The organism is Shewanella electrica (assembly GCF_022321485.1).
Taxonomy (GTDB): domain Bacteria; phylum Pseudomonadota; class Gammaproteobacteria; order Enterobacterales; family Shewanellaceae; genus Shewanella; species Shewanella electrica.
Window position 1 is genome coordinate 1 of record NZ_JAKOGG010000010.1, and the last position, 26,443, is coordinate 26,443.

Sequence of the window (26,443 nt, forward strand, 5' to 3'; positions counted from 1 at the left end):
TGACTACCTAGAGCTGGTACTAACAGCGGGTTTAAATGCGTTGAGTGATATTTAGGCATTCATGCTCTCACCCTGATGTTTATTCCTATCTCTTTTTATTATAACAATCATTCCGTATTATCATTCACCTCTATAATCTCAATATATTCAATGTTTATATTGTGAATTATAGAGTATTTAAGAATCAATCTTGCCCCTTTTATCGCATAAAACCGTTCGTCTTTTTCACCTTTGTCATCATTTTTAATGTTTCTTCTATATACATCTGATAATACAATTCTATCTAGTTGGCCTGTCTTGTCTAAATAGAAATCTTCTAAATACCCGTAGTATAAAAAAGATTCGCTACCAATAACTGCTAGACAAGAAACCTTTATAATTTGTGAGGATAATTCTTCTGATACTTTCCCTTTTAGCTCATAATACCAAGGGGTATCATAAGCAAAGGCTGAAATTTTATATGGATTTAAATACAATCTAATTTTTTGAGATAGCTTGCCTAAAACATAAGCAATAATATAGGAGGTTATAAAATAAAAGAAAATTAAATGACTGTTAGATATTAGGTTGTCGATATTTTTACTTGTTAATTTCTCACCTGTGACAATTGATATGCAAAGTTTAAAGTTTATTTTGTAGTAATTATCAATTGCTGATGCATAAATGAAGTGAAATATGAAAGAAGATAAAACTCCACCAGCAGAAGATATTTCGAAAGGTTTTTGTTCTAATCTATGACCTTCTTTTTTATCATGAGTATTGTAAAAAATAAATCCGGTTACAATAAGAAGGAAAATAAATAGTGCAGATAAAGTAATACTCATTACATTAAGAGCTTTTTGACACTAACCGATATTTTTTACCATCAGACAATTTAATCGTTTTCTCAGTCGCCCCTTCTGTCAAAAAAAGTTTCATCGCTTCACGACCTTTCACGTCTTTTCTAATCTTTTTAGCAAGTTCACCCATTAATGCTTTCATTAAAAGCTCCTGAGCTAAGGATACAAGATGAATTTATTGTATGTGATAGGTAGTTTTTGTGCAAGCTTCAAACTCCCCGATTACCAACTACTGTCTGGACTAATTAAATCTATTTAATATCATGATGTTAGTATTATTTTTTTCATTTTTTTGAGCGCGTTTGGAATTGCATCGGATGTCTTAAAAATTGCTGGGTTATTGATAGAAATATAGATTCAAATATAACCTGTAGTTATCCCAACCAACCTTGGAAACCTTAAGTTGCAAATCACTATCGACCCGTTAACCTCTGCAGACATCATCGGCTTGCTGCAACAACACCTGGATGACATGTACGCCAACTCACCTGCCGAAAGCGTACACGCGCTGGACTTGGACAAACTGCGCCAGCCGGAGATTACCTTTTGGAGCGCACGACAAGACGGTGAACTGCTGGGGTGTTTAGCGCTGAAAGTGCTCGATAGCGACCACGCTGAATTGAAATCAATGCGCACCGCACCTGCTGCTCGCGGCAAAGGCGTGGCATCGGCATTGCTGCAATATGCGCTGGCACAAGCCGTCGAGCGCGGTATTCGCCAAGTGAGTTTAGAAACTGGCACTATGGATTACTTCACCGCCGCCCGCAGCCTCTACCGCAAATTCGGTTTCAGCGACTGCCCTCCATTCGCCGATTACAGCCTCGATCCCAACAGCGCTTTTATGACGCTGCCGATACAGGCACTGGTTACTGAGTAAACCAGCTGCTTTTTACGGGACGGCATTCAACCAACCAGTCAGCGAATGACCACGCAGGCCGCGCTGTCAGTAAGCGCGGCTGGACGGCTACGTTAGAAAAGATAATCCCAGCTTTTAGTGGTAAAGGCGCTGATATCGAAATACTCACCGTTCCAGACTTTAAACATTAAGCTGCCGTCAAAATCGGTAGATGCCGCTTGTTGCTCGTTCACCAACCACAGTTGTACGTTCTCAATCGGCTTTGACGTTACTTTTAAATCACCCAATACCGGTGCCATATGCGGCAAAGAATACACCGCATCCTCTAGCTTACCGCGATAGCGGTAAATGATGGGGCTGCGGTAGTTTTGCGTTTTTGGTCGGTAGTATTGGTTATAACCAACAATAGTAATCTCGTTGCCACTAAAGCTGATGAACTTAAAGTTTGGCGTGTCGCTGGTGATCAGGCTGTTATCTGCCAGCATTTTTACCGCGTCTTCACGGCTTAACAGGCTGTTATCGCGTGTATCAAAATCGCTGAAAACATGATAACCATGCAAGTCGGTCATGGCTTTTTGCAATAACTCTGTCGATGGTGTTGGGTGCTTCCAGCGTACTTGGCGCGAGCAGCCAGTTATCACTAATAGCAGCATCAGGCTAATAACTAACCGGCCAGTCATGCTGCTGGTTAAAGACATTGTTTTTAGCAAAGTAGTAGCCCTCGTTGTTGTAAGGCAAAATTGAGCTGCTCAACATCAGCTTTATCGGTTGTTACGCAAATAAAGCGCGGGTTTTCATGTAAATAGGTTTTGCCATCGCGCTGCAATATCCCCACTTGCAGCAGCTGTAACCCCGCAGGTTTTAGTTGTTGCTGTAACACCGGCAGGAAGAAACCACCCGCATCATACATAAACTCCTCATGGCTGATCTCTTGAACCGGAAAGCCCTGTTCATCATAAAGACTGTCGGTCGATAAGGTGATTTCAGCCTGTTTAACCGGAATTAATGCATTGAGCCCATCCACTCCCCACGGATCAAACTCTTTCCATTCCACATAACAGAGGAAATCTTCTCCCAATAACTCATCCAGCCAATAAACTTGCTTATATTCTCCCTGTCGTTCATCTACAGCGGGCACCGTAATCTCTGTTGCCGAAAAGCCCGGAACGGCTTGTTCCAATGCAGCAAAAAGCGCTTCATTACTCATATTTGTCCTTAGTCGAGTGATTAACGAAATACAGCAGCGTTAATTGATGCTTAGATGCTGTGAGCGTGCAGCCATCTTTGCCTTTTTACTGTCAGTGAGCCAGATTAAAACGACCCAGCTGTTCCAGCGGTGCTAGTGCGATATCTACCGCCTAGTAAATAAAGCTTCCACATCAGTGCAGCACAATAAAGTTTATTGTCAGACCATTCAAACGTCAGCACATAAGATTTACCTTTGTATGGCGCTGCCAGTGTGTATCACGCTGCATGTTGATACCTCGAAGCGACAGTAAGGAATGAGCGATTTGCGCGGATGACAAACCAGAAGCGCCGTAGCGAAAGATAAGACGACACAGGATTAGCAGGTGTACTCCGAGATTCCCCAGCACAGATGAACCAGTGACCGTCCGAGCCATAGCCGTTCTCGCACGTCCATGTGCTCCACGGCATTAATACATCCTGTATGTCGACGCCGAGGGTCGAGCGCCCATGGATGGGTTCACAGCGTGTCACTGGATCATCTGTGCATAAGGCCGTTCTCGCACGTCCATGTGCTCCACGGCATTAATACATCCTGTATGTCGACGCCGAGGGTCGAGCGCCCATGGATGGGTTCACAGCGTGTCACTGGATCATCTGTGCATAAGGCCGTTCTCGCACGTCCATGTGCTCCACGGCATTAGTGCATCCATGCACGTCCCCACCGCAGGTGATTAACCACATTGAAACCACAAGGTACCACCGGTGCCACATGAAATAACCCAACCTCCAAACACCACCAAGCGAAGCTTAGGATGACGTTAGTCATCCACCAACAACTGCGCCACGTCTGCCGCAACAGCAGACCCTGGCGCGTTTTTCGCACCAACAAAAATGGGGACTAAAAAAATGGGGACAGTCACCAATTGAACCTCAGATAACACACTGAAATTACAGGAAAAACAAATTCCCCTTGGCGCAGTGCAGGAGCGTTGGGCAGACATCAAGCAATCGAGATATTCACCGTCCTTGTTCATTCGTGCAGATCTATGCTGGCAGATGTACTCCGAGATTCCCCAGCACAGATGAACCAGTGATAACAAAAACAACAAAAATGGGGACAGCCACCAATTGAACCTCAGTTAACACTCTGAATCTACAGGCAGCACCAATTCCCCTTCGGCGCAGCAAGGGGATCGACAAGGGGGCAAGGCTGAACAGCCCCCTTGTCTCGTGGTGTGAGCGCGAAAGCTCACGACTTTTGCAACCGCAGGTTGCAATGGCTGCAAGCCATAAAAGCCAAGCGCAGCTTGGTATGGCGTTAGCCATCAAGCTTTGGCAACCGCAGATTGCAATCACGCAGTGATAAACACCACCAAGCGAAGCTTAGGATGACGTTAGTCATCCACCCATAACTGCGCTACGTCTGCCGCAACAGCAGACCCTACAAACTTGTTGAAAACACGACAAACCTCAGCCCTTTGTCTGCGCGCTCCTGCCATTGTCGGTAATGCGACAACAAAAAATATTCAATAAAAACATGTTGATACCATGTTTACCCGCCCTTGGCGCGTTTTTCGCACCCACCAACTCGAATTGTTTACTCAACACGTTTGTTGATTTCACAAGCCCGAGGGAGGGACTCAATATGGCAATTCGTCAATGTGCGATTTATGGCAAAGGGGGTATCGGCAAGTCCACCACGACGCAAAACTTGGTCGCGGCACTGGCTGAAGCAGGCAAGAAAGTGATGATCATCGGTTGTGACCCTAAAGCGGACTCCACCCGTCTGATCCTGCACTCTAAAGCACAAAACACCATCATGGAAACCGCGGCTGAGCAGGGCTCTGTCGAAGATATCGAACTGGAAGATGTATTGAAAGTTGGTTACGGCGACGTGCGTTGTGTTGAATCAGGCGGTCCAGAGCCAGGCGTAGGTTGTGCTGGCCGTGGCGTTATCACTGCGATCAACTTCTTGGAAGAAGAAGGCGCTTATGAAGATGACCTCGACTTTGTGTTTTACGACGTGTTGGGTGACGTGGTGTGCGGTGGTTTTGCGATGCCAATTCGTGAAAACAAAGCACAAGAGATCTACATCGTTTGCTCTGGCGAAATGATGGCGATGTACGCCGCTAACAACATCTCTAAAGGGATCTGCAAATACGCAGCATCCGGTAGCGTGCGTTTGGCCGGTCTTATCTGCAACTCACGTAACACTGACCGTGAAGATGAATTGATCATGGCGCTGGCGGCCAAAATCGGCACCCAGATGATCCACTTCGTACCACGCGACAACATTGTGCAACGGGCTGAAATCCGCCGTATGACAGTGATCGAATACGACCCAACATGTAAGCAAGCGGATGAATATCGCTCACTGGCACAGAAGATCATCGACAACAAAATGTTTGTGGTACCACAGCCATGCACCATGGATGAGCTGGAAGACCTGTTGATGGAATTCGGCATCATGGACGTAGAAGACGAAACAATCATCGGTAAGACCGCTGCTGAATTGGCCTAAGCGCCGCGCGGCAATCTTATTCAAGCATTTATCCAAGAGGGACATGCGATGGAGATGACGAAAGAACAAACCCAGGCCTTGATTGATGAGGTGCTGGAAGTTTATCCGGAGGCGGCGCGTAAAGACCGTGCGAAGCATTTGGCGGTTAACGACCAAGCCAATGCGGGTAGCAAGTGTATTACCTCCAACCGTAAATCTCAGCCGGGGGTGATGACCATTCGTGGTTGTGCCTACGCTGGCTCGAAAGGGGTAGTTTGGGGCCCAGTGAAAGATATGATCCATATCTCGCATGGCCCTATCGGTTGCGGCCAATACTCACGCGCTGGGCGACGTAACTATTACACCGGCCTGACCGGGGTGAACGCGTTTGGCACCATGAATATCACCACGGACTTCCAAGAACGTGACATCGTGTTTGGCGGCGATAAAAAGCTGGCCGCAGCGATTGATGAACTGGAGCAGTTGTTCCCGCTGACCAAAGGTTTATCAGTGCAATCTGAATGCCCAGTGGGCTTGATTGGTGACGATATTGAAGCGGTCGCCAGACAAAAAGGCGAAGAGCTGGGCAAAACCATTGTGCCTGTGCGCTGTGAAGGCTTCCGCGGTGTATCGCAATCACTTGGGCACCACATTGCCAACGATACTATTCGTGACCATGTGCTACAGCCAAATGAAGGCAAAGAGTTTGAAACCACAGACTACGATGTCGCCATTATTGGTGACTACAACATCGGTGGTGACGCTTGGTCTTCTCGTATCATCCTTGAAGATATGGGGCTGCGCGTTGTGGCGCAATGGTCGGGTGATGGCACGTTGGCCGAGATGGAAAACACCCCAAAAGTGAAACTCAACTTAGTGCACTGCTATCGCTCCATGAACTACATCGTGCGTTACATGGAAGAGAAAAACGGCATACCTTGGGTGGAATACAACCTGTTTGGCCCCACCAAAATTGAAGAGTCTATGCGCAAAATCGCTGGCTTCTTTGATGACAAGATCAAGGCGCAAACCGAAGCAGTGATCAAACGTTACCGCGAACAGTGGGACCAAGTGATCGCCAAGTATCGTCCACGCTTAGAAGGCAAATCAGTGATGTTGTATGTCGGCGGTTTGCGTCCACGTCACATCATCGGTGCCTATGAAGATTTGGGCATGGAGATCTGCGGTGCCGGTTATGAGTTCGCCCATAACGACGACTACGTCAAAACCACCCCAGAAGTGAAAGACGCTACTTTGCTGTTCGATGACGCTAGCGCCTATGAGCTGGAAGAGTTCGTGAAAAAACTCAAACCCGACTTGGTTGGCTCCGGTGTTAAAGAGAAGTATGTGTTCCAAAAAATGGGCTTCCCATTCCGCCAAATGCACAGCTGGGATTATTCAGGCCCGTACCACGGTGTGGATGGTTTCGCCATCTTTGCCCGCGATATGGATTTGACCATGAACAACCCATGTTGGAAAAACATGAAGGCCCCATGGACCAAGACGGAAGCCGCAGATCTGGCGAAAACTGCGTAATAGCAGTGGCAGATAGGTAGATAACCCGCGCCGGAGTTCACGGATTAGTGGCACGGTAGGAGAATAGTCATGACGCAAAAAGTCGAGCAAATCAAAACTGGTTATGCGTTATTTAAGCAACCAGAATATCAGGAGCTGTTGGCTGGCAAACACGCGACTTTTGAAGAAGCCGTGGAAGATGCCAAAGTCAAAGAGGTTTTTGACTGGACAACGACCAAAGAATACCAAGAGATTAACTTTAGCCGTAAGCACGTCACCATTGACCCCGCTAAAGCCTGTCAGCCGTTAGGCGCAGTGCTGTGTGCGTTGGGCTTTGAAAAAACCCTGCCCTATGTGCATGGTTCACAAGGTTGCGTGGCTTATTTTAGAACCTATTTTAACCGTCACTTCAAAGAGCCGGTGGCCTGCGTGTCAGACTCTATGACTGAAGATGCGGCGGTGTTCGGTGGCCAGAAAAACATGTTTGCTGGCCTCGAAAACGCTTACGCACTTTACAAGCCGGAAGTGATTGCCGTTTCAACCACCTGCATGGCAGAAGTTATCGGGGACGATTTAAACGCGTTCATCGGTAACGCCAAAAAAGAAGGTCATCTGCCAGAAAGTGTGCCAACCCCGTTTGCGCACACGCCAAGTTTCGTGGGCAGCCACGTGACCGGTTGGGACAACATGTTTGAAGGTATTCTGCGCTATTTCACCATCAACCAGATGGAAGGTAAGCAAGTCGGTAGCAATGGCAAAATTAACCTTGTGCCAGGCTTTGAAACTTACCTTGGCAACTATCGTGTGATCCAGCGAATGCTCAAAGAGATGGATGTTGACTATTCCTTCCTGTGTGATCCTTCCGAAGTGTTGGATACTCCAGCGGACGGTGAATATCGTATGTACGCCGGTGGTACGCCTGTGGCCGAGGTGAAAGACGCACCCAACGCCATTACCACCATCATGCTGCAACCGGATCAACTGACCAAATCAACCAAATTTGTCGAAGAGATTTGGCACCAAGAAGTGCCCAAACTCAACATTCCGATGGGCTTGGAATGGACCGATGACTTTGTGATGAAAGTGTCCGAGCTGACCGGCAAGCCAATCCCTGCCTCAATCACCAAAGAGCGTGGTCGCTTGGTCGACATGATGACCGACTCGCACACTTGGTTGCACGGCGTCACCATCTCTATTTTTGGTGACCCAGATTACCTCAGCGGTATGTGCAAACTGTTGACCGAACTCGGTTGCGAAATCAAACACGTGCTGTGTCATAACGGCAGCAAACGCTGGCGCAAAAAGATGGAAGCCCAACTGGCCGAAACGCCATACGGCGAAAATGCGCAAGTGTTGGTCGGCCATGACTTGTGGCACTTACGCTCGCTGATGTTTACCGAAAAGCCCGATCTGTTGATCGGCAACTCTTACGGCAAATTCATTCAGCGTGACACCAAAGCCAAAGGTGAAGAGTTTGAAGTACCTTTGGTACGTATCGGCTTCCCAATCTTTGACCGTCACCACCTGCATCGCAGCGCCACCTTGGGCTACGAAGGGGCCATGTATGTGCTCACCACCTTAGTGAATGAAGTACTGGCCAAGCTGGATCGTGAAACCATGGACTTAGGCAAAACAGATTACGCCTTTGACCTCGTTCGCTAAACCGCAAGCCAGCAGGTTAGCCCTGCTGGCTTTTTTTAGCGTTGCATCAAATAAAGGAAGCACCATGGCAAACGTAATGATTCAGTACAACGAGCAGGGGGAATTGTGCCTCTATCTGCCCAAGAAAGATTTGGAAGAGGCCATTACCCACTTTGAGTTTGACGAAGAACAACGCTGGGGTGGCGAAGTACACTTAATCAGCGGGGCGATTTACTACATCGACCCGATGCCGTCCCGGCCCAAATTGCCGATCACTGTCCGCGCCAAACGGTTGCAGGCAGCTTAAGGAGGAGAGGGCAATGGCTCGATTTATTTCCGACGAGGCAGCATTGCGGGTGGCTTTAGCTAGCCGCAGCCTGCCAGACATAGAACTGATTTCGCTGTTAGGGCTGCTGGTGCAGCACCTCGGCGAACCGATGACAGAAGATAAACTCGCTAGCTTGTCGCCTAAGGCGTTCCGGCTGATGGTGAACTCGCTGTCAGAAACGCCTACGCGCAAAGATGTTAATGAAGCATTAGCGATTTTGACCAATAGCGAAGTGGCTGCAGTAGATGCTCCTGAAATTATCGATGTACCGCCGTTGCCCGGCCCTAAATTGACGGTGGCGATCACCTCCAATCAGGGCGAAATGATCAATGGGCATTACGGCTCGTGCTTGCGGGTGTTGGTGTATGAAGTTAATGCCGCTACCCATCAGCTGGTGGATATTCGCCAAGTGCAATCGGGCTTGTCGGGTGAAGCCCGCGCCGAGCATATGTTGACGCTGCTTAAAGGCTGCCAAATGTTGTTTACGCTGTCGATTGGTGGCCCCGCTGCGGCACGCGTTACCCGCGCCAATATCCATCCGGTGAAAAAGGCCGTGCCGGAAGAGGCTGGGCCAGCAATGCAGAGTTTGAGTGCGGTGATTGCTAGCAATCCACCGCCTTGGATTGCCAAACTGCTGGGCATAGAAATCCACGCCGAACTGTCAGAGCTGGAGGCATAACATGACCTGCGTGTCATCTGCCACTGCTTTGGTAGCGGCGCAACGGATTGCCAGCATTGGTGAACAAATCGCGTCTCATCCAGTCATCAACGAACAGGTGTTGATTGCCATGCGCAGTGAATTCCCATCACTGAAGTTTACCCTGTGTTTTGAAGATGATCTGGGTGAGCGCGAACCCTATCTGAGCTATGCCAGTTTTGATCTGCATTTGATGCAACTGCGGCCAGATAGTTGTGCGGGGCTTACTTTCTCGCCCGAAGATTGCGCGGGCGTGGTGGTGGCACTGCATCTTGATTGACCTGTTAAGACAAAAGCTACGCCTTTGTCTTACATCCCTGTTTGGCTTTGTCGTAAACCCGACAAAGCCATTTTTTTATGTCGGCTTTTAGAACGCAGAACTAAGCAAAAACAATAGCTTAACTCTTGGCTTCCTCCTTGCAATTTCAACTTATCACTTTCGATTGGCCGTCAGCGGTGGGTCGAAACCGTCGCCACCATCAGCAGCAAGGAGCTAGCCATGAAGCCATCTGAGATCCGCCTATTGCAGGATGAACCTGCGTGCGAGCATAACAAAGGCAGTAAAAGCGGCTGTTCGCGGCCAAAACCTGGCGCTACCGCTGGTGGCTGTAGTTTTGATGGCGCGCAAATCAGCTTGCTGCCGATTGCCGATGTTGGCCATATCGTGCACGGCCCCATCGCTTGTGCGGGTAACAGTTGGAACAATCGTGGCACCCGCGCCATTGGCTCTAATCTGTTTCGCTTAGGTTTTACCACCGACCTTAACGAGCAAGATGTGATCATGGGGCGCGCCGAAAAACGCTTGCTGCACGCCATCAAACAGTTGATTGAGGAGCACAACCCGCCAGCGGTGTTTGTTTACATGACCTGCGTGCCCGCGCTGGAAGGCAACGACATTGATGCCATTTGTAAACTGGCGTCTGAGCGGTGGCACAAGCCGGTGATCCCGGTGGATGCCGCTGGCTTTTACGGCAAAAAAAACCTCGGTAACCGTATTGCGGGCAGCGTGATGGTGAAACATGTGGTCGGCACCGCCGAGCCACCGGCCAAGCCGGTAATGCAGCATGACCCATCGCGCAAGGTGCACGACATTGTGTTGATTGGTGAATACAACATCGCCGGTGAGTTTTGGCATGTGTCGCCGCTGTTTGAACAGCTTGGCCTGCGGGTATTGTGCTGCATGGCGGGCGATACTCAATTCCATCAAATTCAAACCATGCATCGTGCCGATGCGGCCATGGTGGTGTGTTCGCGAGCGCAGATTAACGTGGCGCGGTTGCTACAAGAGCAGTGGGGCGTACCGTGGTTTGAAGGCAGTTTTTACGGCATTGAAGATACCTCCGCCGCGCTGCGCGGTTTTGCCAAACTGCTCAACGATCCCAAGCTTACCGTTGACGTCGAGCAGCTGATCGCCCGTGAAGAAAGCCGCGTGCGCGCCGAGCTAAAACCCTTCCGGGCGTTGCTGGCGGGTAAACGGGCGCTGCTATATACCGGCGGCGTTAAGTCATGGTCAGTAGTATCGGCACTGCAAGAGATCGGCATTGAGGTGGTTGCCACTGGCACCAAAAAATCCACCCAATCGGACAAGCAACGCATTATCGACATCATGGGCGAAAACGCCTTGATGCTGGATGAAGGCGGCGCGCGGCAACTGATCAGCACCTGTCGTCAGCACAACGCTGACTTGATGATTGCCGGTGGCCGCAACATGTACACCGCGCTGAAAGCCAAAATGCCATTTTTGGATATCAACCAAGAACGCCACCACGCCTACGCTGGTTATCAAGGGATGATCACCTTAGCCGAAGAGTTAGTACGCACGCTTAACAGCCCGATTTGGGGCGCGGTACGCAGCCGTTCGCCGTGGGAAAAAACACCGTGGGATAACGGCCAACTGGCGGAAGACCATGAACTTACCCCACAAACCCACGACGTGAGCGCCTAAGCAGATTCGAGGAGTTTCCATGGCAACTATCAGTAAACAAAACACGCCGCTGGTGACCCAGCCGCTGAAAACCAGCCCTGCCACCGGTGCCACACTCGCCAGCCTCGGTATCAACCGCTGCATTCCGTTATTGCACGGCTCCCAAGGCTGCGGCGCCTTTGCCAAAGTGTATTTGATCCAACATCTGCGCGAGCCGATCCCGCTGCAAAATACCGCCATTGACCAAGTCGCAGCGGTAATGGGCGGCGATGACAACCTGTTTGAAGCGTTAAAAACCCTGTGTAACAAAGAGGCGCCGCAAATCATCACCGTCATGACCTCTGGCCTCACCGAAATGCAGGGCACCGATACCTTCCGCGTGATTGCCGATTTTCGTCTGCGCCATCCCGAGTTTGCTGCCACTCGCATTGTGAATATGTCGACACCCGATTTTAACGGCAGCATGCAAACCGGCTTTGCGAGCTGCGTGGATGCGCTGGTGCGGCAATTAGTACAGCCACCATCAGGCAAACCGCGGGTGCGTAAACAACTCAACGTACTTTGTTCGGTCGGCATGACCAGTGCCGATATCGAAACCCTGAAACGTTACCTCGAAGCGTTTGAGCTAGATGCGGTATTAGTGCCGGATTTGTCGCTGTCGCTGGATGGGCATTTGGGTGACGACGATTTCTCACCAACCTCTACCGGGGGCACCTCGGTACTGGAAATTGAGCAGATGTCCGACAGCGCCGCCACCTTAGTGCTTGGTCGCTCGCTGCTCAGCACTGCCACATGGCTGAAGCAGCGCTTTAATATTCCGATTATCGAGTGCGATATGGGCATGGGCATTAACAGCATGGATGCCTTGGTGATGCAGTTGGCTAAATTCAGCGGCAGGCCGGTCCCTAGCTGGATTAACCGCGCGCGGCGGCGGCTGCAAGATGCCATGCTCGATTGTCACTTTGTGCTCAGCAATGAATCGGTCGGCATGGCGCTGGAGCCAGATTTAGTGATTGGCTACTCGACATTGCTCAGCGAAATGGGCATCAAACAGCCGCGTATAGTCACCACCGTCGATATGGCTGGGCTGGCAGAGTTGGACGCAGGTGAAGTGATCATTGGCGATATTCATCGCCTCAGCCAAACCGCCACCAGTTTGCGTTTGGTGATCAGTAACAGCCATGCCGCCGCCGTGTTTGAACCACACACGCCAGTGCTGCGTGCGGGGTATCCGTGTCACGACCAGTTCGGCAACATGGATGTGCATCAGTTTGGTTATGAAGGCAGCCGCGAGCGCCTGTTTGCCCTAGCTAATTTGGTGTTGCGCCATCATCACGACGAAGTCACCCCACATATCAGCCGTTATCGTTTCGGTGCCGAGCAGGTGACGCCGCACGCCACCGCTAAGGAGAGCGCATGAGCAACATTACCACCCACTCAGAACGCAAATTACATGTTGAACCTAAGCCACAAGAGGGCGAATTTCCGCTGAAAGTGGCCTTTGCGACCGGCAATCGTCGCCAAGTGGAACAGCATTTTGGCAGCGCCCGCGGCATGTTGATTTATGGCGTGGATAACAGCGAGTGGCGCATTCTCGAAGCGATTGAATACGCCGAAGGTGAGCAAAAAGCCCATGACCGTTTGCCGGCACGGATTAACGATCTTGCGGGCTGCGCCGCCGTGTTTTGCAACGCCTGTGGCGCGTCGGCCATTCGGCAGCTATTGGAGCGCGGCATTCATCCGGTGAAAGTCGGCGAGGGCGCCGATATTCATACCCTGCTGCAAGAGCTACAACAAGAATTGCAAGGCAAACCGATGGGCTGGTTAGCCCGCTCGCTCAAACAAGTTACCCGCGCGCCCACCAACGAAGCCGATCGGCTACAAGCCTTGATGGATGAGGAATGGTGAGCGCGGCGCAGCGCGAGCGGCGTGTGACGAGTCGCGAGTAGCGGGCAACAGCTAAAAGAAAGCAGTGGCGAGCGGTGGGTTACTGGTCTCGAAACTCGAAACTCGAGTCTCGCAACTCGCAACTCAAATCTCTAATTTTCAATATCAGGAGCAACACAATGAGTAATGTCGTCGGGGTGACCCGTGGGGGCGGGCAGTGGGAGCCACAATACATTGAGGCCGTAAATCAACACAGCTGTATCGGCTGTGGCCGCTGTTTTAAGGTTTGTTCACGTAATGTGTTTGATTTGGTTGAAAAAGAAGATGCCGATGAAGACGATCTTTACGATGAAGAAGTGATGATGGTGATGAGTATCGCCGACGGCGATGACTGTATCGGCTGTCAGGCCTGCGCTAAAGTCTGCCCCAAAGGGTGCCACAGTTTTGCCGCCAAAGCGGCGTAGTTTGGCTGAACCTTAGTGCGGGGACGGCAACATAACGCCATCACGTTTTGCGCTAACAGCGTAAGCAAAGGGGGCTGATTTGCCCCCTTTGCTTCGTTATTGGTAGTGGTCAACTAATGATGGGCACTGGCGCCTCAGCCGCAATCAACCCTGTCGATTTCAGTTCCTGCCACAGTTCAGCGGGCAATTGCTGCTGCATCGAGGCGATATCTTCCGCGATTTGTTGCCCATTACGGGCACCCACAATCACCGAGGTGACTACATCAGGCGCTCCTGCAAATTGCAGGGCGACCGTTCTGAGGTCGGTACCATAGTGTTGTGCAATCGCCTGTAACTGTTGGCGCTTAGTGCGCAGTTCGGGCGTAATGGTGCCGCCGTAATCTAAGCGTTCGGCACCTGACAGAAAACCACAATTAAGCGGTGACCCTACCACCATTTTTTTACCGTGTTTACGCAGTGCTGGATGCAGTTGCGCGAGTGAGTCTTGATGACGGATGAGTGTATATTGGGTGGCGCTTAAAAAGAGATCGGCATCGCTGACTTCTAGCGTTTTTAAAATCGGCGCTAAAGTATTCACTCCCAGCCCCCAGCCTTTAATAATGTCTTCTTCACGCATACGGATCAGCTCAGGCATGGCACCATGTTGTGCCTGTTTGAAGTACTCAAGCCAATCACTCCCCATATCGCCATTATCGGGTGATAAGTCATGAATAAAGACAAAATCGATACGATCAACGCCAAGTCGTTGCATTGAATCCTCAATCGAGCGGCGAACGCCAGCGGCCGAGAAATCATACTCACGGTGAAATGGTGCAGGTTTGGGCCATACTTTTGATTGTGGTGGATTACCGGGTTTTAGCAGCCTGCCAATTTTAGTAGAGAGAAAAAATTCATCCCGGTTCTGCTCTGCCAAAAATGCACCCATGCGGCGTTCACTGCGGCCTTGGCCATACCAAGGGGAGGTATCAAAGTAACGAATACCTTGTTGCCATGCGGTGCGCACGGCATCAATACCATCTTCAAGTGGCGTGATTTTGAAACCACTGGCTAACGGTACACCGCCTAAGGCCAATCCATAAGGGGGAGTGAAGGGGGCTTGAGCATTAGCATTTTTGGGAAAACTTACTTTATCTGTGTCACTTGCAGCAAAGCTTGGCAAAGCCGTCGCAGATACTGCACTGGCAACCATCGCTGATATAAATTCACGTCGAGCGACCATAAATAAAACCTCCCTTATCAATTGCTTATACTGTTAACTTCCTGTCGCAGAATGTATCTTTTCCGAACAAAATTGCTGTGGTTCACCTTAAGATGAATACTGGCAATGAACAAGCACACTTTAACCAACAACTGGCGTTGGTCACATCAACGCGGTAAAAAAGTAGGCAACGAAATAGGATTTTTAAGCTGATGATATAGTTTACAAATCCAGAGTGTCGTGAAGAGTTTAATGACGACACAAGCGCATCGTCTGGCGCCGTCTACTTGTTCTAAAGCGTGAGCCTCGAACAATACGTTATGGAAAGCAAAGGGGCAATCGTTGCCCCTTTTGCATTAATGACTCAAACCATTGTTACCCGCGATAAAAATGCACATCTCGTTGCGGGAACGGAATGGTAATGTTCTCCGCATCAAAGCGCATTTTCACGGCGCGGGTGATGTCCCAATAAACAATCCAGTAATCATCCGGTTGCACCCATGGCCGCACAATGAAGTCGACCGATGATTCGTTGAGCAGATGCAGCCTGACCACAGGCTCTGGGTGTTGCAGCACTTTTGGATGTTGCGAAACGATCTCTTGCAGCACTTTCTCTGCTTTTTCAATGTCATCGCTATAGCCAATGCCAAAGGTCATATCCACGCGGCGGTGGCGTTCGGCGGTGATGTTGTTGATGGTGTCGCCCCAAATTTTGTTGTTGGGCACAATCAAGCGTTGGTTATCTAGCGTTTTAATTGTGGTGGACACTAAGCTCATGTGGCTCACGCGGCCAGTCACACCAGCGGCGTTGATCAAATCGCCGACATCGTAGGGGCGATACACCAAAATCATCATGCCAGAGGCAAAGTTAGACAGCGTGTCTTGCAGCGCGAAACCGATAATCACACCGGCGATACCAAAGCCTGCCAGCAAGGGGCCAAGTTCAAAACCAAGTTGCGATAGCGCGATCAGCAAGCCGATGGTCATCACCACCTTGCCAGATAATCCGCCGAAAAAGTCTTGCAACAGCTTGCTGAAATTGAGTTTAGAGGTGCTTACTGCTTTGCGTACCAGTCGTTCCGTGAGTTTAGCCAGTAAGTGCGCGCAGAATAGAATAACCAAAAATACCAACAGCTTAACGGCAAGGCTCGGGCCATTTTCGACAATGCTGGTCTCGGCCACGTGCAACCAATTGCCGAACAGTTGCGACACAAAACTCACGTTAAAAACGTCTTGGGTGATATTGCCAGACACGGCAAACAAGCTCTGTTTTAGGGCGTTGGTGTCAACGCCTAAGCTGTCGAGCATGCTGATATCAGCACCCAGTGCTGCGCTGTTATTGTTGAGTCGTTCTTTGAGTACGCCTAGCTGCGCGCGTTGCTCACTGCTGGCATCTTTACCGGCTTCGTTGACGTCTTCAACCAAGGCGCTCATCTGCTGTTGGTTGTAGCTCACCAAACTTTGCAGGTGCGCTGCTTGGTTTTGCAGTTGCTCTGTGAGTACTTGTCGCTCACTGCTGGTGTCGGCCTTGAGGCGGTCGGCCCAGTTGAGCAGGTCCAACTGATCACGGTAAAAATCGGTTTTCTCTAAGTTGCGCCGTGATAGTTCCAGCATCAATGGAGCATCATTATCGCTGCCAAGTTGGGCAGAAATACGCGCCATTTCGTTATTGATATATTGCACGAACGCTTGCAGTTGCTGCTGATGTTTTTGCACATAGGGCAATAACACGTCGGCGTTTGGATTGTCTTCTTCGAGTGCTTGTTTGAGGGTATTGCGGAACGCTTGCGCTTGTTCCTTGATACGAAATTCACTAACGGCTTTCAGCTCACCTTTGCTCTCTTTTAACTCGCTAATGTTCTGTTGTAATCCTTGTTGTAACGCTTGTAACGTTGCTGTTTCGCTGGTGGGTTCTGCTGCCGCAGGCCAGCCAATGGCTATGGCTAATCCCAGTAAAAGAACTTTGTACATGGCTATCTCGCTCTGTTTTTGTGGCTTCCTGAGTGTTTTTTATACGGCAACACGGGTTTAACAGAGAAACTATTAACCGTAACTGTGTGTTCTGCAACACCTTCTGCTGCGGTTCCGCGGTTATTTGTGCGGTAAGTAACTTATATCGGCCAAGTGTCTCGCAGATGAGGCCGGTCAGCGATAGCAGGCGAGTGCCGTGGGCGGTGATTACAGCCCAGCGTGGTATTGGCCTTCAGTGGTGGGGCTGATCTGTTGGCTCAGCAAGGCGATGGCTTGCTCGCACTGTGTTTCATCCAATAGTGCTGCAAATTGGCAGATCAATTCGGCTTTATTTAGACCGATGTTGGTAGCGGTATCAATGTCGCTCAAGTCGATAAACAGTTCGTTAAACATGTCGGCATGTTCACGCACCAAGGCTAGATTCATAAAGTGTTCATTGCCGTAAATGGCGTTGTGCTGCCCTGCCAGTTTTTGAATGCGGTACGGTTCGCCATTTTCATTGGTGAGCGTGGTCGCTTTAGCGCATTTTGGTAAGCAGCTTTTGCTGATTTTCTGCTTACGACAACCGGTGGTTTGTTGGAACAAACATTGGCGGCTGGTCAGCAACGCCCACGGTTGATACAGCATATAGGCGAGGCGGAAGTTGGCGGGGCGCTTGATATGTTTCATCTGAAAACCGGCGATCTCGTTTGAGATAAACGCGCCGCTGGCACCAAACTCTTGCTGCAAACACAGTAGGCTGTAGGAGTTGCTGATGTTCATCATCGGCCCCGCTTGCCAGTGCAGCCCTAGCTGCTGCGCCGCAAAGCCGACGCCGCTGTTGTTGCTCACTAAGGTGCGCGGTTTGATGGTTTGCAGCAAGGTAATAGCCGCGTCGTAGTTGTCACCAATCAACACCGCTGGAAACCACGGCAGTAACTGCGGATGCCGCTGAAATAGCGCGATGGTTGCGGTTAAATCTCGCGCTAACGAGGCCGGTACTTGCCAGTAAAACTGCAGGTTTTCAGGTAACGCGGCGGTCTCGCTCAAGGCAATATCAGCTGGCGACGATAACAGCACCGACAGAGTCGCCGCTTGTTTAATAGCATGATCATGTAGCTTGGGCAGATGCACATCGGCAATTTTACGTTGGCTCGGCTCAGAAACTGGCTCGGCGAGTAACTTAGCCACTGCCGCATCCACTTGACGCATAATGGCGGTGTTTTCATCGTACACCTGCACCTTGATGCGCTGGCGGTCGGTTTCGTTGCTCACATTGGCAAGGTTGGCAAAATGCTCGGCGGCATGATTGCGCGGGTTGTCGATAAACATCTGGCGATGGATATTGCCGCTCAGGTAACCATCAGAAAAATCGCGATTAAATACCTTGTACAGTACGCTGGTGTCGGTCAGCAATTGGCCGCGCTGCTCATAGCTATTGAGCTGTTTGCGCCATTGCTGCACCACGGTATACACATAGTGCGGCTTTTTGATGCGGCCTTCCACTTTGAGCGAGTACACGCCCGCATCGGCCAACAGCGGCAAATCCAAATAGGCCGAGTTGTCTTTCATATTGAGCGGATGCTTAACGCCCATGGCCGTTGTTTGATAAGTATCGCGACACGGCTGGCTACAGCGGCCACGGTTGCCCGACGCACCATTGCGCAGCGAACTCATGTAGCACAGGCCAGAAAAGCCAATGCAGTAGGAGCCGTGCACAAACACTTCCATTTTTACATCATGCTGCAAGCCAAATTGCGCCAGCGGTTTAATCTCATCAATGCTTAATTCGCGTGACAGATTGACCCGACTGCAACCCAGTTGTTGCAGCAGTTGGATTTGGCCGCAGTTGTGGCTGTTAAGTTGGGTTGAGCCGTGCAGATCCAGCATTGGATAATACTGTTTCAGCAGGTAGGCGAGGCCGAGATCTTGAATAATCACCCCGTCGATCTCAATCCGCATCAGTTGATTAAGCAGCTTTACCACCGCGTTGAGTTCGCTTTCCAGCAGCATAATATTGAGCGTGACAAAGATTTTGCACTGGTGCTGATGCGCTAACGGCAACACCGCTTTGAGCTGCTCCAGCGTGAGGTTTTCGGCGCGGTTACGGGCATTAAAACGGCCTAAACCGCAATAGATGGCATCGGCACCCGCAGCAATGGCGGCATGAATAGAGGCGAGATCACCGCCCGGAGCTAATAACTCAAACTGACTGGTCACAAGGGAAACCACAACTACTTAAACGACCGCTAATTTTAATGGCTTTGCTAGTGCGGCGCGGCGATCTAGCCCACGTTCGCAGCAATTGCTGGGAGCACAACATCATCGCGCGGGATTAGCCTAGCCAGAATGTGACATTGGTGTCATCAGCCAGTGTGCTGTTTGCTGATAAACTGTGTATAATCCGCCAGCAATTGATTGTTTTAGCTCGATATTCGCGGTTTTTCGCCACGACATAACCGCACTACGCCGAGTCAGCGCTTAGGGAATGGCTCATCACTTCATGTTGATTAAAAGGATGCTGCAAATGAGACAGCTTATTGTCGTCGCTGCCTTGTCGTTATGTTCATTCATGTCTCAGGCTGGTCAAATTATCCACGGGCCGCTGACCCTCCCCGATGATGAAGATGATCCGCAATCGCTCAGTTTTGAGCAACGCGCTGACGCGGTAGCGGTGTTGGTCAGCGCTGAATATCTCGGTCAGCAAGAGATTGATAGCTATCCAAAAGATACCGAAATTGTCGCGGTGTTTTACCAAGACCTTGATGGCGATGGTCAGCGCGAAGTGATAGTGATGCAGCAAAACAGCAGCGGCAAACGCTTGACCGCCTACGGCGCAAACGACATCCAATGGCGGCCATTAACGCGGGCACAAGCAAAGCTCGATCAATTAACGGCACAGCTCAAACACTTTACCGTGGCTGACGCGCGCAAGGCGCTTAAGGCTTGGCCGCTGGAAAACTTTTTGGTGCACTACAGCATCAGCAATATTACTGATCCAGTGCTGTCGCAATTGATGGACGGCAAGTATGCCAAAGCGGGCAAGTTTCTCGGTTATCGCGACGGCAACGGTCAGCCGGTGACTGACGCTGCTCGTGCTGACAGCTACTTTGTGCAATATCCCGCCAGCATCACCGATACCGTGGCAGGGCACAGCAAAACCTTTTATCTCACCCAAGAATATGCCCGTGCTGCGTACAACATGCACAACGATGGCAGTGGTTTTATTGTCACTGCGGTGGGCTATATGGCGGCCGATGATTTAGGCCAATACGCGGGGGAATTGGTGCAATTCAACCCGAGCCACGATGGCTGGGTTGAGTTAGCCTCGGTCAGCCACTATCGGCAAAATCAACTTGATGGCGACTATCAGTTGTTCTCTGAGCGAACTGGTGAGTTGGCTGTGTCGGGCAGTTATGTGGCTGGTGCGCGCCAAGGCCGTTGGACGGAAACGGACTCAAACGGTGATTACTGGCAAGGCAATTATCAACAAGATAAAAAACAGGGTAAGTGGTTACAGTTCGGCTCTGATGACCAGCAAGTCGGCTTTGCTCACTATGAGCAGGGCAAGCTCAATGGTGACTATCAAGAGACGCAACCAGATTACCAGCAAGACGATCAGTCCGCACGGGTGATCTATGCCCAAGGTCGCTATGAGATGGGTGTTAAACAGGGCAATTGGATCGAGCGTGATGCCAAAGGGTCATATGTGGATGGGCAACGCGAAGGCGAATGGCAAATTGACGTGCGGGGTGAATCTCGGCAGTTGCTAGAGCAGTACCATCAGGGTAAGCGCCATGGTGACAGCCGCACTTTTAATGCCGCTGGTGTGCTGATCAGCCAATATCACTACGACATGGGTGTGCGCAGTGGCTTAGGACGTGAGTTTTACGATAATGGCAATATTAAACAACAGGTTAACTATCGCGACAATGTAAAAGACGGCGATTTTTACTCTTTCTACGACAACGGCCAACTACGTTGGATTACGCCATACAAGATTGCCGAGCAAGACGGTAAGCAAGTCTCGCTCAAAGACGGCACCGCCATTGGTTATTTTGACAACGGTAAGCTCGATTATGTGCGCAGTTATCAAGACGACAAGCGCAGCGGAAATCGTTACGAATTTCACCAAGATAGCGGCAAATTGAAAGAGTTTTTTCTCTTTACCGCTGAGCGACAAGGCATGGGGGGGCGTCTGAACCAAGCGGGTGTACTGACTTATCTTTCCCATGAGTGGCACGGGCAAAGTGTTGATGCCAGCTATCAATTCTACGACAACGGTGCGCTGCGCGAGTTAATTCCATGGTGCCAACAAATTGATGAAACTTGGCAAGGCAAACCGTTTACTTACCATAGCAATGATCGCTGCGGTGTGCGCCGTAGCTTCTATGAGGACGGCAGCGTGCAGTGTATGCGCGATTATGTTGAAGGGCAGGAGCAAGGCTTCCAGTGCTACAGTGCCTCAGGTGATGTGAGCGAAAGCCAACAGCTGACGGCTCCGGATCGCGCCATCAAACGTCGCTATTATTCCGGTGGGGTATTGCAGGAGCAAACTGCGTTAATTGCCAACTACTCAACCACCATCAAAGGCAAGCCGGTGTATGGCTTTGCCGGCATGCGCAAAGATGGTGTGACGATTCAGTACAGCGCCTTAACCGGTAAACCCACTTATAAGTATCTGTACCAAAACGGTAAGTTCATTTGTAGTCAAAAGCTGAACCTGCTTGGCGAGCCATCGGCAGAGAGTGCTAACTGCAAGATTGACGAGTAACTTCGGTGCTAGCTTGACGCTGTTTTACCGCAAGGCCACCGCTGGTGGCCTTTGTTATTACTGCTTATTACGGCGTTGTTTAATGGCCTCGTTAATCGCATCGACCTTGGCTTTACAGTCTGCTTTGCTCTGCGGATTGACCATCTCATCACATCTGTCTGCGGTTTCGTAGTTAAACAACGTTAGCTCCGCCGTTTCTTGCTCCGGACAATAATCGCCCGGATTACAGGGAGGAGTGCTGGCGGTGCTGTTACAACCTGCCATGATTAGGCACGTCAGCGAAGTTAATAACCATCTTTCCATGAAATCATTCCTTATTTGATCGTGTTATAAATGGGCAGATAAATAGTTATCCACCAAAGCTTGTTTGTGACTATGGATGTTGTTGGTTAACGGCATCCGATAGCTGTTGTGCTTGCTCGATGCTTGCCGTTGCTGCCAACCCATTACTGCTGTTTACGGTGGTTATCGATCGACTCACTCAACGCTTTTGCCTGTGTCATGCACTCTTGCTGCTTGGTGCCACTGAGTTTGGCACAGCCGTCTGTGCTTGCTGGGCGAGTGAGGCTGGTTACGGCATCAAGTGCCACACCTATACCTACAGCAGCGGCGCAACTATCGCCATCATCGGGCCAGCACAGACTGGCCATTTCCTCGGCGTAGGAACGATCACTACGACTACTACACGCACTTAACATCGCTACCATAAACAGGGCGGATGAAAAACGTTGCATACTACAGTGTTTCATTTAGAGGCTCTTAATCGTTAATTACTGTGATTGATGTTGCTTGATGGCGTCAGTCAGAATTGCCGCTTGGCTTTTGCATTTGCTTCTCTCTTTGGTGTCGAAGACTTCATCGCAATTACTGGGGGCAGGGAACTGTACACTATAGCCGCCTTCATATTTGACGTTATCCTCAGTGCAGCCACCTGGTGGGCAGGGCTCATTACTGGGGCTATTGGTCATACAAGCGTTGAGTAAGGCGCAGCTGCATAGCGCCAAGGGTAGGTACTTCATTTGATATTCCTTCATCAAATCTAATCATTACGGTCATCCGCTGGTCTAGCGTTATGACTCCATTCACTATGGCAAGTTCACTCGGTTGTCCTTAATTAACCCACCGCAACTTGCGCAAGTACAACGCCTGCTAGCTGCCTATTTTTGACATTTTATGACAATTATCCGTGTTACCTTGCTGGCTAAACTGATAAAGTATTGGCTGTTTTTCGCCAGCGAATGGCAGAGTTGTCAGCACAAGGATGATATTGCATGAGCAGTAAAGCGACTCATTTTTTGTTTAAATTTGTGATTTTTTCAGCAGTTACTTTTCCCGCATTAGCCGGTGAACTGGTGCATGGTCCGCTAGAGTTGCCCGACCATGAGAACGAACTAGGCTTCTATCAGCAAGCCGACAAGTTAACCGCTTACATCAACGGCGAACAGGGCCAACAGCTCGATAGTTACCCGAGTGGCACTGAAGTGGTGGCGGTGTTCTATCAAGACTTAGACGGTGACCATCACCGTGAAGTGTTGGTTATGCTGAATACACCCGAAGGGAAAGCATTACGCGCCTATGGCGATAGTAATGGTTTTGAGTGGCAGTCGTTGCAGCGTGCTCAAACGAAATTAAACGGTATGGTGCCAACCCTAAAATCCTTCACTGTTGCTGCGGTGCGGCAAGCCCTCAAACAATGGCCGTTGCAAGATTTCACTACCCGCTATGAGCTACCACAAGACGCTGATGACAACGTCAAAGCGGCATTAAGCGGTCAGTTAGCCATGCAAGCCCAGTTCAGCGGCTATCTTGATAAAAATGGTCATGCCACGGCTAATGTTGATGACGCGGTGGCATATCGGCTGCAGTATCCCGCACAGATCAGTGCCAATGGGCAGCAATATGCTTTAGTCGCTCACTATGAGCGTGAATTTTTTGGCCAGCAAGATCCCGCGCCATTTCAATTAACGTCTATTGGTTATGAGCAGCAAGGCAAGTTGCAAGGCACGCAATGGCAATATATGCAGGCATCGCCTAGCTTTGCCGCTGTAGTGGTGAGAGCTACTTACGACAACGGCAAACTCCACGGCCACTATGTCAACATGAGCCCACGTAATGGTGCGATTGAAGTTGAAGGTGACTATCAAAATGGTCAGCGCGTGGGCGAATGGCTTGAAGCGTACAGCGATGACCGTTACTGGAAAGGCCAATATCAAGACGGTCAGCGTGCGGGAAAATGGTTACTGTATTCGTACCATACTGAGGATCTGATGGGGGAAGCCAGTTACACCAATGGCAAACTCAATGGTCATTATGAAACGTGGCAAATCACCGATGTTGAGCCTGATGCCTCAGGGAAAATCCCAAAACGGTTGGAGCAAAAAGGCCAATACGTCGATGATAAGAAACAGGGTGAATGGTTGAGTTCTCTCTGGGATAGCCAAGAGGTGGTGCATTACCAAGATGGTTTAAAACACGGTGAGCGACTGGTGACCGGCAACGATGGTGTGGTGCGTGAACGTGAGCAATATGTTGACGATGCGCTCGAAGGCGAAGCCAGTTACTACCGTGATGATGGCAGCCTGAAACAGGTGAAATACTTCCATCATGGGCAACTTGATGGTGCCGAGCTGAGTTTCAACAAATATGGCAAGTTGTATCAACAACGCGACTTCCGTGCCTTTAAAGATGGTACTGGCACCTGGGTGAGTCAGCAGCATGGGCTGAGCGTACGCTACGATGGCGAACTGCTGCAAGAAGTTGAGCATTATCAATATGGGGAAAAAGTTGGCCAACAACTGACCTTTGATAAACACAGCGGCCAACTAAAAGAGTTGCATAATACCGTACTGAAAGACTCTCGTACTGGTGTTGAAATGCAGGGACGGCAAATATGGTTTAAACCGCGTGCGCCATATGGCGTTGCGACTGTCGCGGAATATCAGCACGGCCAGAAAGCGGGTATGGAATACCATTTTGCAGATGATAAGCACATTGACGAAATTACCCAATATTGTACTGCTGCTGATGGCGAACAGTGCCGTGCCGGGGCACGTTTTGGTTGGCGCTACACCTATTTTGCTAATGGCATGAGCCAATGCATTGAGCACTACACCGCGTCAGGCTTGGTGGAATACAACTGTAACCGCAGTGATGGCAGCTTGGATAAAACACGCGAAGTGGTCAATGACGGCCAAATGATCGACCGTAGTTATTTTGCTGGCGTAGTGTCACGAGAAGAAGTCTTTAAAACCCAAGCGATGAAAACCATCAATGGCCAACAAGTGCCTGATTTTAACCAGCGCAGAAAAGACGGCGTCTCAACTAACTATTACCCCAGCGGCAAACCCCATTGGCAGCTGTTGTACCGCGATGGTAAGCAAGTTTGTGGCAAAGAGTTTGATCAGCAAGGGCAACAAACCGCAGCGACCGCAAGCTGCAAGTTCCCGCTGGCGCTGCGCTAGGCTGAAGTTTATTAGGCGGCATGTTACACTTTGCCGCCTTTTTTATGGCGCATGCGCCGCCATAATGTTCAATATCACCTCAGCAACAGAGAGCAACGCCAGTGTCGAAACTTAAACCTGACGTCACCGTATTACAGTCCGGCATTTTCAGTAAGTGGGATGAAGACAGCAAAGAGTTGCCCAAATTCCTGCAAGCCACCGTGCATATACCCGCCGAATTAGACATTGAATTTGGCTTCGTTGCCCGTATTCGCAAAGCCAAAAATCAGTTGATGCGTTACTGCATCTACCATCCCGACATTACCGATGACGAAGGCGAAGTCATGGCGCCTTTTGATGGTGAAGTGTACGTTGAATCCAACGATTGGAAGTTCTTTCTCGGTGACACCATCTGGGCACCACTCGCCAATAAAGTCGGCCGCTGGCGCATGACGTTAGAAATTCGCGGCCAAGTAGTCGCCGAGCAAAGCTTTAAAGTGCACTACCGTGATGAAGAGGAACAGATCGGTAACTTTTGGAAACGAAGAGGGTTCTAAGGTGTTGTTTGGTGGGCAACACCTTGGGGTTTTGTGCCAAGCTGCGCTTGGCTGATACGTGCCGTATCGGTGATTGTTTCTTTATAGGTTTTTTGTGGCGTCGCCAGTGGGCAAATATGTGTTAAATCGCTTGCAGCGGGCTTTGATTTTATGGCTGGCGCCATACCAAGCTACGCTTGGCAAAGTCGTGAGCTTTCGCGCTCACACTACGAGACAAGGGGGCTGTTCAGCCTAGCCCCTTGTCGATCCCCTTGCTGCCCCACGGCGCGAAACGCTACGGTGCTTCTGGTTTGCCATCTTCGCAAATCGCTCTGATTCGCGGTCCCTCGCTCACCATCGCTTCTCGATATCCATATCTCGATTGCTTGATGCCTGCCCAACGCACCTTTGCCGCGCCGAAGGGGAATCGGTGTTGTCTGCAATTTCAGTGTGTTAAGTGAAGCTAAATTGGTGGCTGTCCTTTTTATATTGTCACTGGTTCATCTGTGCTGGGAATTCTCGGCGTACTTCTGTAAGAACATTGGTGTTGTTAGCTTTCTAAAGCACGTTGGGTTGGTCGTTTTGGCGAATGCCTCGATTGCTCAATGGCAGCCCAACGCTCCTTTGCCGCGCCGAGGGGAATTGGTGTTGCCTGTCAACGCTTTGCAATTATTTTTGGACATCTTCCCATTGTTGCTGGAGATCT

The 26,443-nt window shown here is 50.1% G+C and carries 24 protein-coding genes; 14 read left to right on the plus strand and 10 right to left on the minus strand.

Translation table 11 applies throughout. The features are described from left to right. Positions 1 to 107: 107 nt before the first annotated feature. Both L9G74_RS13620 and L9G74_RS13625 read right to left on the minus strand, forming a co-directional pair. Positions 108 to 824 (minus strand): hypothetical protein, encoded by a 717-nt coding sequence (locus L9G74_RS13620; protein ID WP_238896966.1) that lies wholly within the window; start codon positions 822 to 824, stop codon positions 108 to 110. 4 nt (positions 825 to 828) lie between these two features. Beyond that, entirely contained in the window at positions 829 to 981 is a 153-nt protein-coding gene (locus tag L9G74_RS13625) for a hypothetical protein (RefSeq protein ID WP_238896967.1), read from the minus strand. A 261-nt stretch (positions 982 to 1,242) separates the two neighbouring features. On the opposite strand from L9G74_RS13625, the gene L9G74_RS13630 reads away from it, so the two are divergent. After that, the gene (locus L9G74_RS13630) at positions 1,243 to 1,716 is read left to right on the plus strand and encodes a GNAT family N-acetyltransferase (protein WP_238896968.1); all 474 of its coding nucleotides are present in this window, start codon (positions 1,243 to 1,245) and stop codon (positions 1,714 to 1,716) included. A 92-nt stretch (positions 1,717 to 1,808) separates the two neighbouring features. On the opposite strand, the gene L9G74_RS13635 is transcribed toward L9G74_RS13630, so the two are convergent. Beyond that, positions 1,809 to 2,393: a hypothetical protein gene (locus L9G74_RS13635; protein WP_238896969.1), complete on the minus strand. Its 585-nt coding sequence runs from the start codon at positions 2,391 to 2,393 to the stop codon at positions 1,809 to 1,811. 5 nt (positions 2,394 to 2,398) lie between these two features. Then, positions 2,399 to 2,902 (minus strand): hypothetical protein, encoded by a 504-nt coding sequence (locus tag L9G74_RS13640; RefSeq protein WP_238896970.1) that lies wholly within the window; start codon positions 2,900 to 2,902, stop codon positions 2,399 to 2,401. Positions 2,903 to 4,528: 1,626 nt separating this feature from the next. Between L9G74_RS13640 and nifH the strand changes: the two genes are divergently transcribed. The 10 genes from nifH (at position 4,529) to fdxB (ending at position 13,839) form a co-directional block, all read left to right on the plus strand. Then, entirely contained in the window at positions 4,529 to 5,404 is an 876-nt protein-coding gene (nifH, locus tag L9G74_RS13645) for a nitrogenase iron protein (RefSeq protein ID WP_238896971.1), read from the plus strand. A 54-nt stretch (positions 5,405 to 5,458) separates the two neighbouring features. Next, entirely contained in the window at positions 5,459 to 6,919 is a 1,461-nt protein-coding gene (nifD, locus tag L9G74_RS13650) for a nitrogenase molybdenum-iron protein alpha chain (protein WP_238896972.1), read from the plus strand. Between the two features lie 69 nt (positions 6,920 to 6,988). Further along, on the plus strand, positions 6,989 to 8,560 hold the full coding sequence (gene nifK, locus L9G74_RS13655; protein ID WP_238896973.1) for a nitrogenase molybdenum-iron protein subunit beta: 1,572 nt from the start codon (positions 6,989 to 6,991) through the stop codon (positions 8,558 to 8,560). A gap of 64 nt (positions 8,561 to 8,624) precedes the next feature. After that, positions 8,625 to 8,846, plus strand: coding sequence for a putative nitrogen fixation protein NifT (gene nifT, locus L9G74_RS13660; protein WP_238896974.1), 222 nt, complete (start codon positions 8,625 to 8,627; stop codon positions 8,844 to 8,846). A gap of 13 nt (positions 8,847 to 8,859) precedes the next feature. Beyond that, positions 8,860 to 9,546: a NifB/NifX family molybdenum-iron cluster-binding protein gene (locus L9G74_RS13665; RefSeq protein ID WP_238896975.1), complete on the plus strand. Its 687-nt coding sequence runs from the start codon at positions 8,860 to 8,862 to the stop codon at positions 9,544 to 9,546. Between the two features lies 1 nt (position 9,547). Next, entirely contained in the window at positions 9,548 to 9,844 is a 297-nt protein-coding gene (locus L9G74_RS13670; protein ID WP_238896976.1) for a DUF6129 family protein, read from the plus strand. A 219-nt stretch (positions 9,845 to 10,063) separates the two neighbouring features. Then, positions 10,064 to 11,509 carry a nitrogenase iron-molybdenum cofactor biosynthesis protein NifE gene (gene nifE, locus L9G74_RS13675; protein WP_238896977.1) on the plus strand — a complete coding sequence of 482 codons (1,446 nt, stop codon included), beginning with the start codon at positions 10,064 to 10,066 and terminating at the stop codon, positions 11,507 to 11,509. Positions 11,510 to 11,528: 19 nt separating this feature from the next. After that, positions 11,529 to 12,908 carry a nitrogenase iron-molybdenum cofactor biosynthesis protein NifN gene (gene nifN / locus L9G74_RS13680; protein WP_238896978.1) on the plus strand — a complete coding sequence of 460 codons (1,380 nt, stop codon included), beginning with the start codon at positions 11,529 to 11,531 and terminating at the stop codon, positions 12,906 to 12,908. After that, on the plus strand, positions 12,905 to 13,396 hold the full coding sequence (locus L9G74_RS13685; RefSeq protein WP_238896979.1) for a NifB/NifX family molybdenum-iron cluster-binding protein: 492 nt from the start codon (positions 12,905 to 12,907) through the stop codon (positions 13,394 to 13,396). Before nifN ends, L9G74_RS13685 begins: the two co-directional genes overlap by 4 nt. Before the next feature lie 158 nt (positions 13,397 to 13,554). Beyond that, the gene (gene fdxB / locus L9G74_RS13690; RefSeq protein ID WP_238896980.1) at positions 13,555 to 13,839 is read left to right on the plus strand and encodes a ferredoxin III, nif-specific; all 285 of its coding nucleotides are present in this window, start codon (positions 13,555 to 13,557) and stop codon (positions 13,837 to 13,839) included. A 109-nt stretch (positions 13,840 to 13,948) separates the two neighbouring features. Here the strand turns inward: fdxB and L9G74_RS13695 are convergent, their stop codons facing one another. From L9G74_RS13695 to L9G74_RS13705, 3 genes are all read right to left on the minus strand, one after another. Beyond that, the gene (locus L9G74_RS13695; protein ID WP_238896981.1) at positions 13,949 to 15,058 is read right to left on the minus strand and encodes an aldo/keto reductase; all 1,110 of its coding nucleotides are present in this window, start codon (positions 15,056 to 15,058) and stop codon (positions 13,949 to 13,951) included. Between the two features lie 354 nt (positions 15,059 to 15,412). After that, entirely contained in the window at positions 15,413 to 17,008 is a 1,596-nt protein-coding gene (locus L9G74_RS13700; protein ID WP_238896982.1) for a mechanosensitive ion channel family protein, read from the minus strand. Positions 17,009 to 17,215: 207 nt separating this feature from the next. Further along, positions 17,216 to 19,207, minus strand: a complete 1,992-nt coding sequence (locus tag L9G74_RS13705) for a peptidase U32 family protein (RefSeq protein ID WP_238896983.1) — start codon at positions 19,205 to 19,207, stop codon at positions 17,216 to 17,218. A gap of 307 nt (positions 19,208 to 19,514) precedes the next feature. Here L9G74_RS13705 and L9G74_RS13710 point away from each other — a divergent pair, with 307 nt between their 5' ends. Continuing rightward, complete coding sequence (locus L9G74_RS13710) at positions 19,515 to 21,761, plus strand: toxin-antitoxin system YwqK family antitoxin (RefSeq protein WP_238896984.1); 2,247 nt, start codon at positions 19,515 to 19,517, stop codon at positions 21,759 to 21,761. 57 nt (positions 21,762 to 21,818) lie between these two features. Here the strand turns inward: L9G74_RS13710 and L9G74_RS13715 are convergent, their stop codons facing one another. The 3 genes from L9G74_RS13715 to L9G74_RS13725 all read right to left on the minus strand — a co-directional run bounded on the left by L9G74_RS13715 (position 21,819) and on the right by L9G74_RS13725 (position 22,780). Next, complete coding sequence (locus L9G74_RS13715; protein ID WP_238896985.1) at positions 21,819 to 22,064, minus strand: hypothetical protein; 246 nt, start codon at positions 22,062 to 22,064, stop codon at positions 21,819 to 21,821. Between the two features lie 143 nt (positions 22,065 to 22,207). Further along, positions 22,208 to 22,510, minus strand: coding sequence for a hypothetical protein (locus tag L9G74_RS13720; RefSeq protein WP_238896986.1), 303 nt, complete (start codon positions 22,508 to 22,510; stop codon positions 22,208 to 22,210). 21 nt (positions 22,511 to 22,531) lie between these two features. Continuing rightward, positions 22,532 to 22,780: a hypothetical protein gene (locus L9G74_RS13725; protein WP_238896987.1), complete on the minus strand. Its 249-nt coding sequence runs from the start codon at positions 22,778 to 22,780 to the stop codon at positions 22,532 to 22,534. A 252-nt stretch (positions 22,781 to 23,032) separates the two neighbouring features. On the opposite strand from L9G74_RS13725, the gene L9G74_RS13730 reads away from it, so the two are divergent. Together L9G74_RS13730 and L9G74_RS13735 are read left to right on the plus strand one after the other, a co-directional pair. Beyond that, positions 23,033 to 25,222, plus strand: coding sequence for a toxin-antitoxin system YwqK family antitoxin (locus tag L9G74_RS13730; protein ID WP_238896988.1), 2,190 nt, complete (start codon positions 23,033 to 23,035; stop codon positions 25,220 to 25,222). A gap of 101 nt (positions 25,223 to 25,323) precedes the next feature. Next, the gene (locus L9G74_RS13735; RefSeq protein ID WP_238896989.1) at positions 25,324 to 25,758 is read left to right on the plus strand and encodes a DUF3859 domain-containing protein; all 435 of its coding nucleotides are present in this window, start codon (positions 25,324 to 25,326) and stop codon (positions 25,756 to 25,758) included. Positions 25,759 to 26,443: the final 685 nt, after the last annotated feature.

Excerpts from the sequence above, each read along its gene's own strand:
- L9G74_RS13730 (WP_238896988.1), top strand. The coding sequence starts at position 23,033 with ATGAGCAGTAAAGCGACTCATTTTTTGTTTAAATTTGTGATTTTTTCA.
- L9G74_RS13725 (WP_238896987.1), bottom strand. The coding sequence starts at position 22,780 with ATGAAGTACCTACCCTTGGCGCTATGCAGCTGCGCCTTACTCAACGCT.
- L9G74_RS13710 (WP_238896984.1), top strand. The coding sequence starts at position 19,515 with ATGAGACAGCTTATTGTCGTCGCTGCCTTGTCGTTATGTTCATTCATG.
- fdxB (WP_238896980.1), top strand. The coding sequence starts at position 13,555 with ATGAGTAATGTCGTCGGGGTGACCCGTGGGGGCGGGCAGTGGGAGCCA.
- nifK (WP_238896973.1), top strand. The coding sequence starts at position 6,989 with ATGACGCAAAAAGTCGAGCAAATCAAAACTGGTTATGCGTTATTTAAG.
- L9G74_RS13720 (WP_238896986.1), bottom strand. The coding sequence starts at position 22,510 with ATGAAACACTGTAGTATGCAACGTTTTTCATCCGCCCTGTTTATGGTA.
- L9G74_RS13635 (WP_238896969.1), bottom strand. The coding sequence starts at position 2,393 with ATGTCTTTAACCAGCAGCATGACTGGCCGGTTAGTTATTAGCCTGATG.
- L9G74_RS13685 (WP_238896979.1), top strand. The coding sequence starts at position 12,905 with ATGAGCAACATTACCACCCACTCAGAACGCAAATTACATGTTGAACCT.
- L9G74_RS13625 (WP_238896967.1), bottom strand. The coding sequence starts at position 981 with ATGAAAGCATTAATGGGTGAACTTGCTAAAAAGATTAGAAAAGACGTG.
- L9G74_RS13665 (WP_238896975.1), top strand. The coding sequence starts at position 8,860 with ATGGCTCGATTTATTTCCGACGAGGCAGCATTGCGGGTGGCTTTAGCT.
- L9G74_RS13670 (WP_238896976.1), top strand. The coding sequence starts at position 9,548 with ATGACCTGCGTGTCATCTGCCACTGCTTTGGTAGCGGCGCAACGGATT.
- L9G74_RS13640 (WP_238896970.1), bottom strand. The coding sequence starts at position 2,902 with ATGAGTAATGAAGCGCTTTTTGCTGCATTGGAACAAGCCGTTCCGGGC.
- nifH (WP_238896971.1), top strand. The coding sequence starts at position 4,529 with ATGGCAATTCGTCAATGTGCGATTTATGGCAAAGGGGGTATCGGCAAG.
- L9G74_RS13715 (WP_238896985.1), bottom strand. The coding sequence starts at position 22,064 with ATGGAAAGATGGTTATTAACTTCGCTGACGTGCCTAATCATGGCAGGT.
- nifE (WP_238896977.1), top strand. The coding sequence starts at position 10,064 with ATGAAGCCATCTGAGATCCGCCTATTGCAGGATGAACCTGCGTGCGAG.
- L9G74_RS13700 (WP_238896982.1), bottom strand. The coding sequence starts at position 17,008 with ATGTACAAAGTTCTTTTACTGGGATTAGCCATAGCCATTGGCTGGCCT.
- L9G74_RS13620 (WP_238896966.1), bottom strand. The coding sequence starts at position 824 with ATGAGTATTACTTTATCTGCACTATTTATTTTCCTTCTTATTGTAACC.
- nifT (WP_238896974.1), top strand. The coding sequence starts at position 8,625 with ATGGCAAACGTAATGATTCAGTACAACGAGCAGGGGGAATTGTGCCTC.
- nifD (WP_238896972.1), top strand. The coding sequence starts at position 5,459 with ATGACGAAAGAACAAACCCAGGCCTTGATTGATGAGGTGCTGGAAGTT.
- nifN (WP_238896978.1), top strand. The coding sequence starts at position 11,529 with ATGGCAACTATCAGTAAACAAAACACGCCGCTGGTGACCCAGCCGCTG.
- L9G74_RS13695 (WP_238896981.1), bottom strand. The coding sequence starts at position 15,058 with ATGGTCGCTCGACGTGAATTTATATCAGCGATGGTTGCCAGTGCAGTA.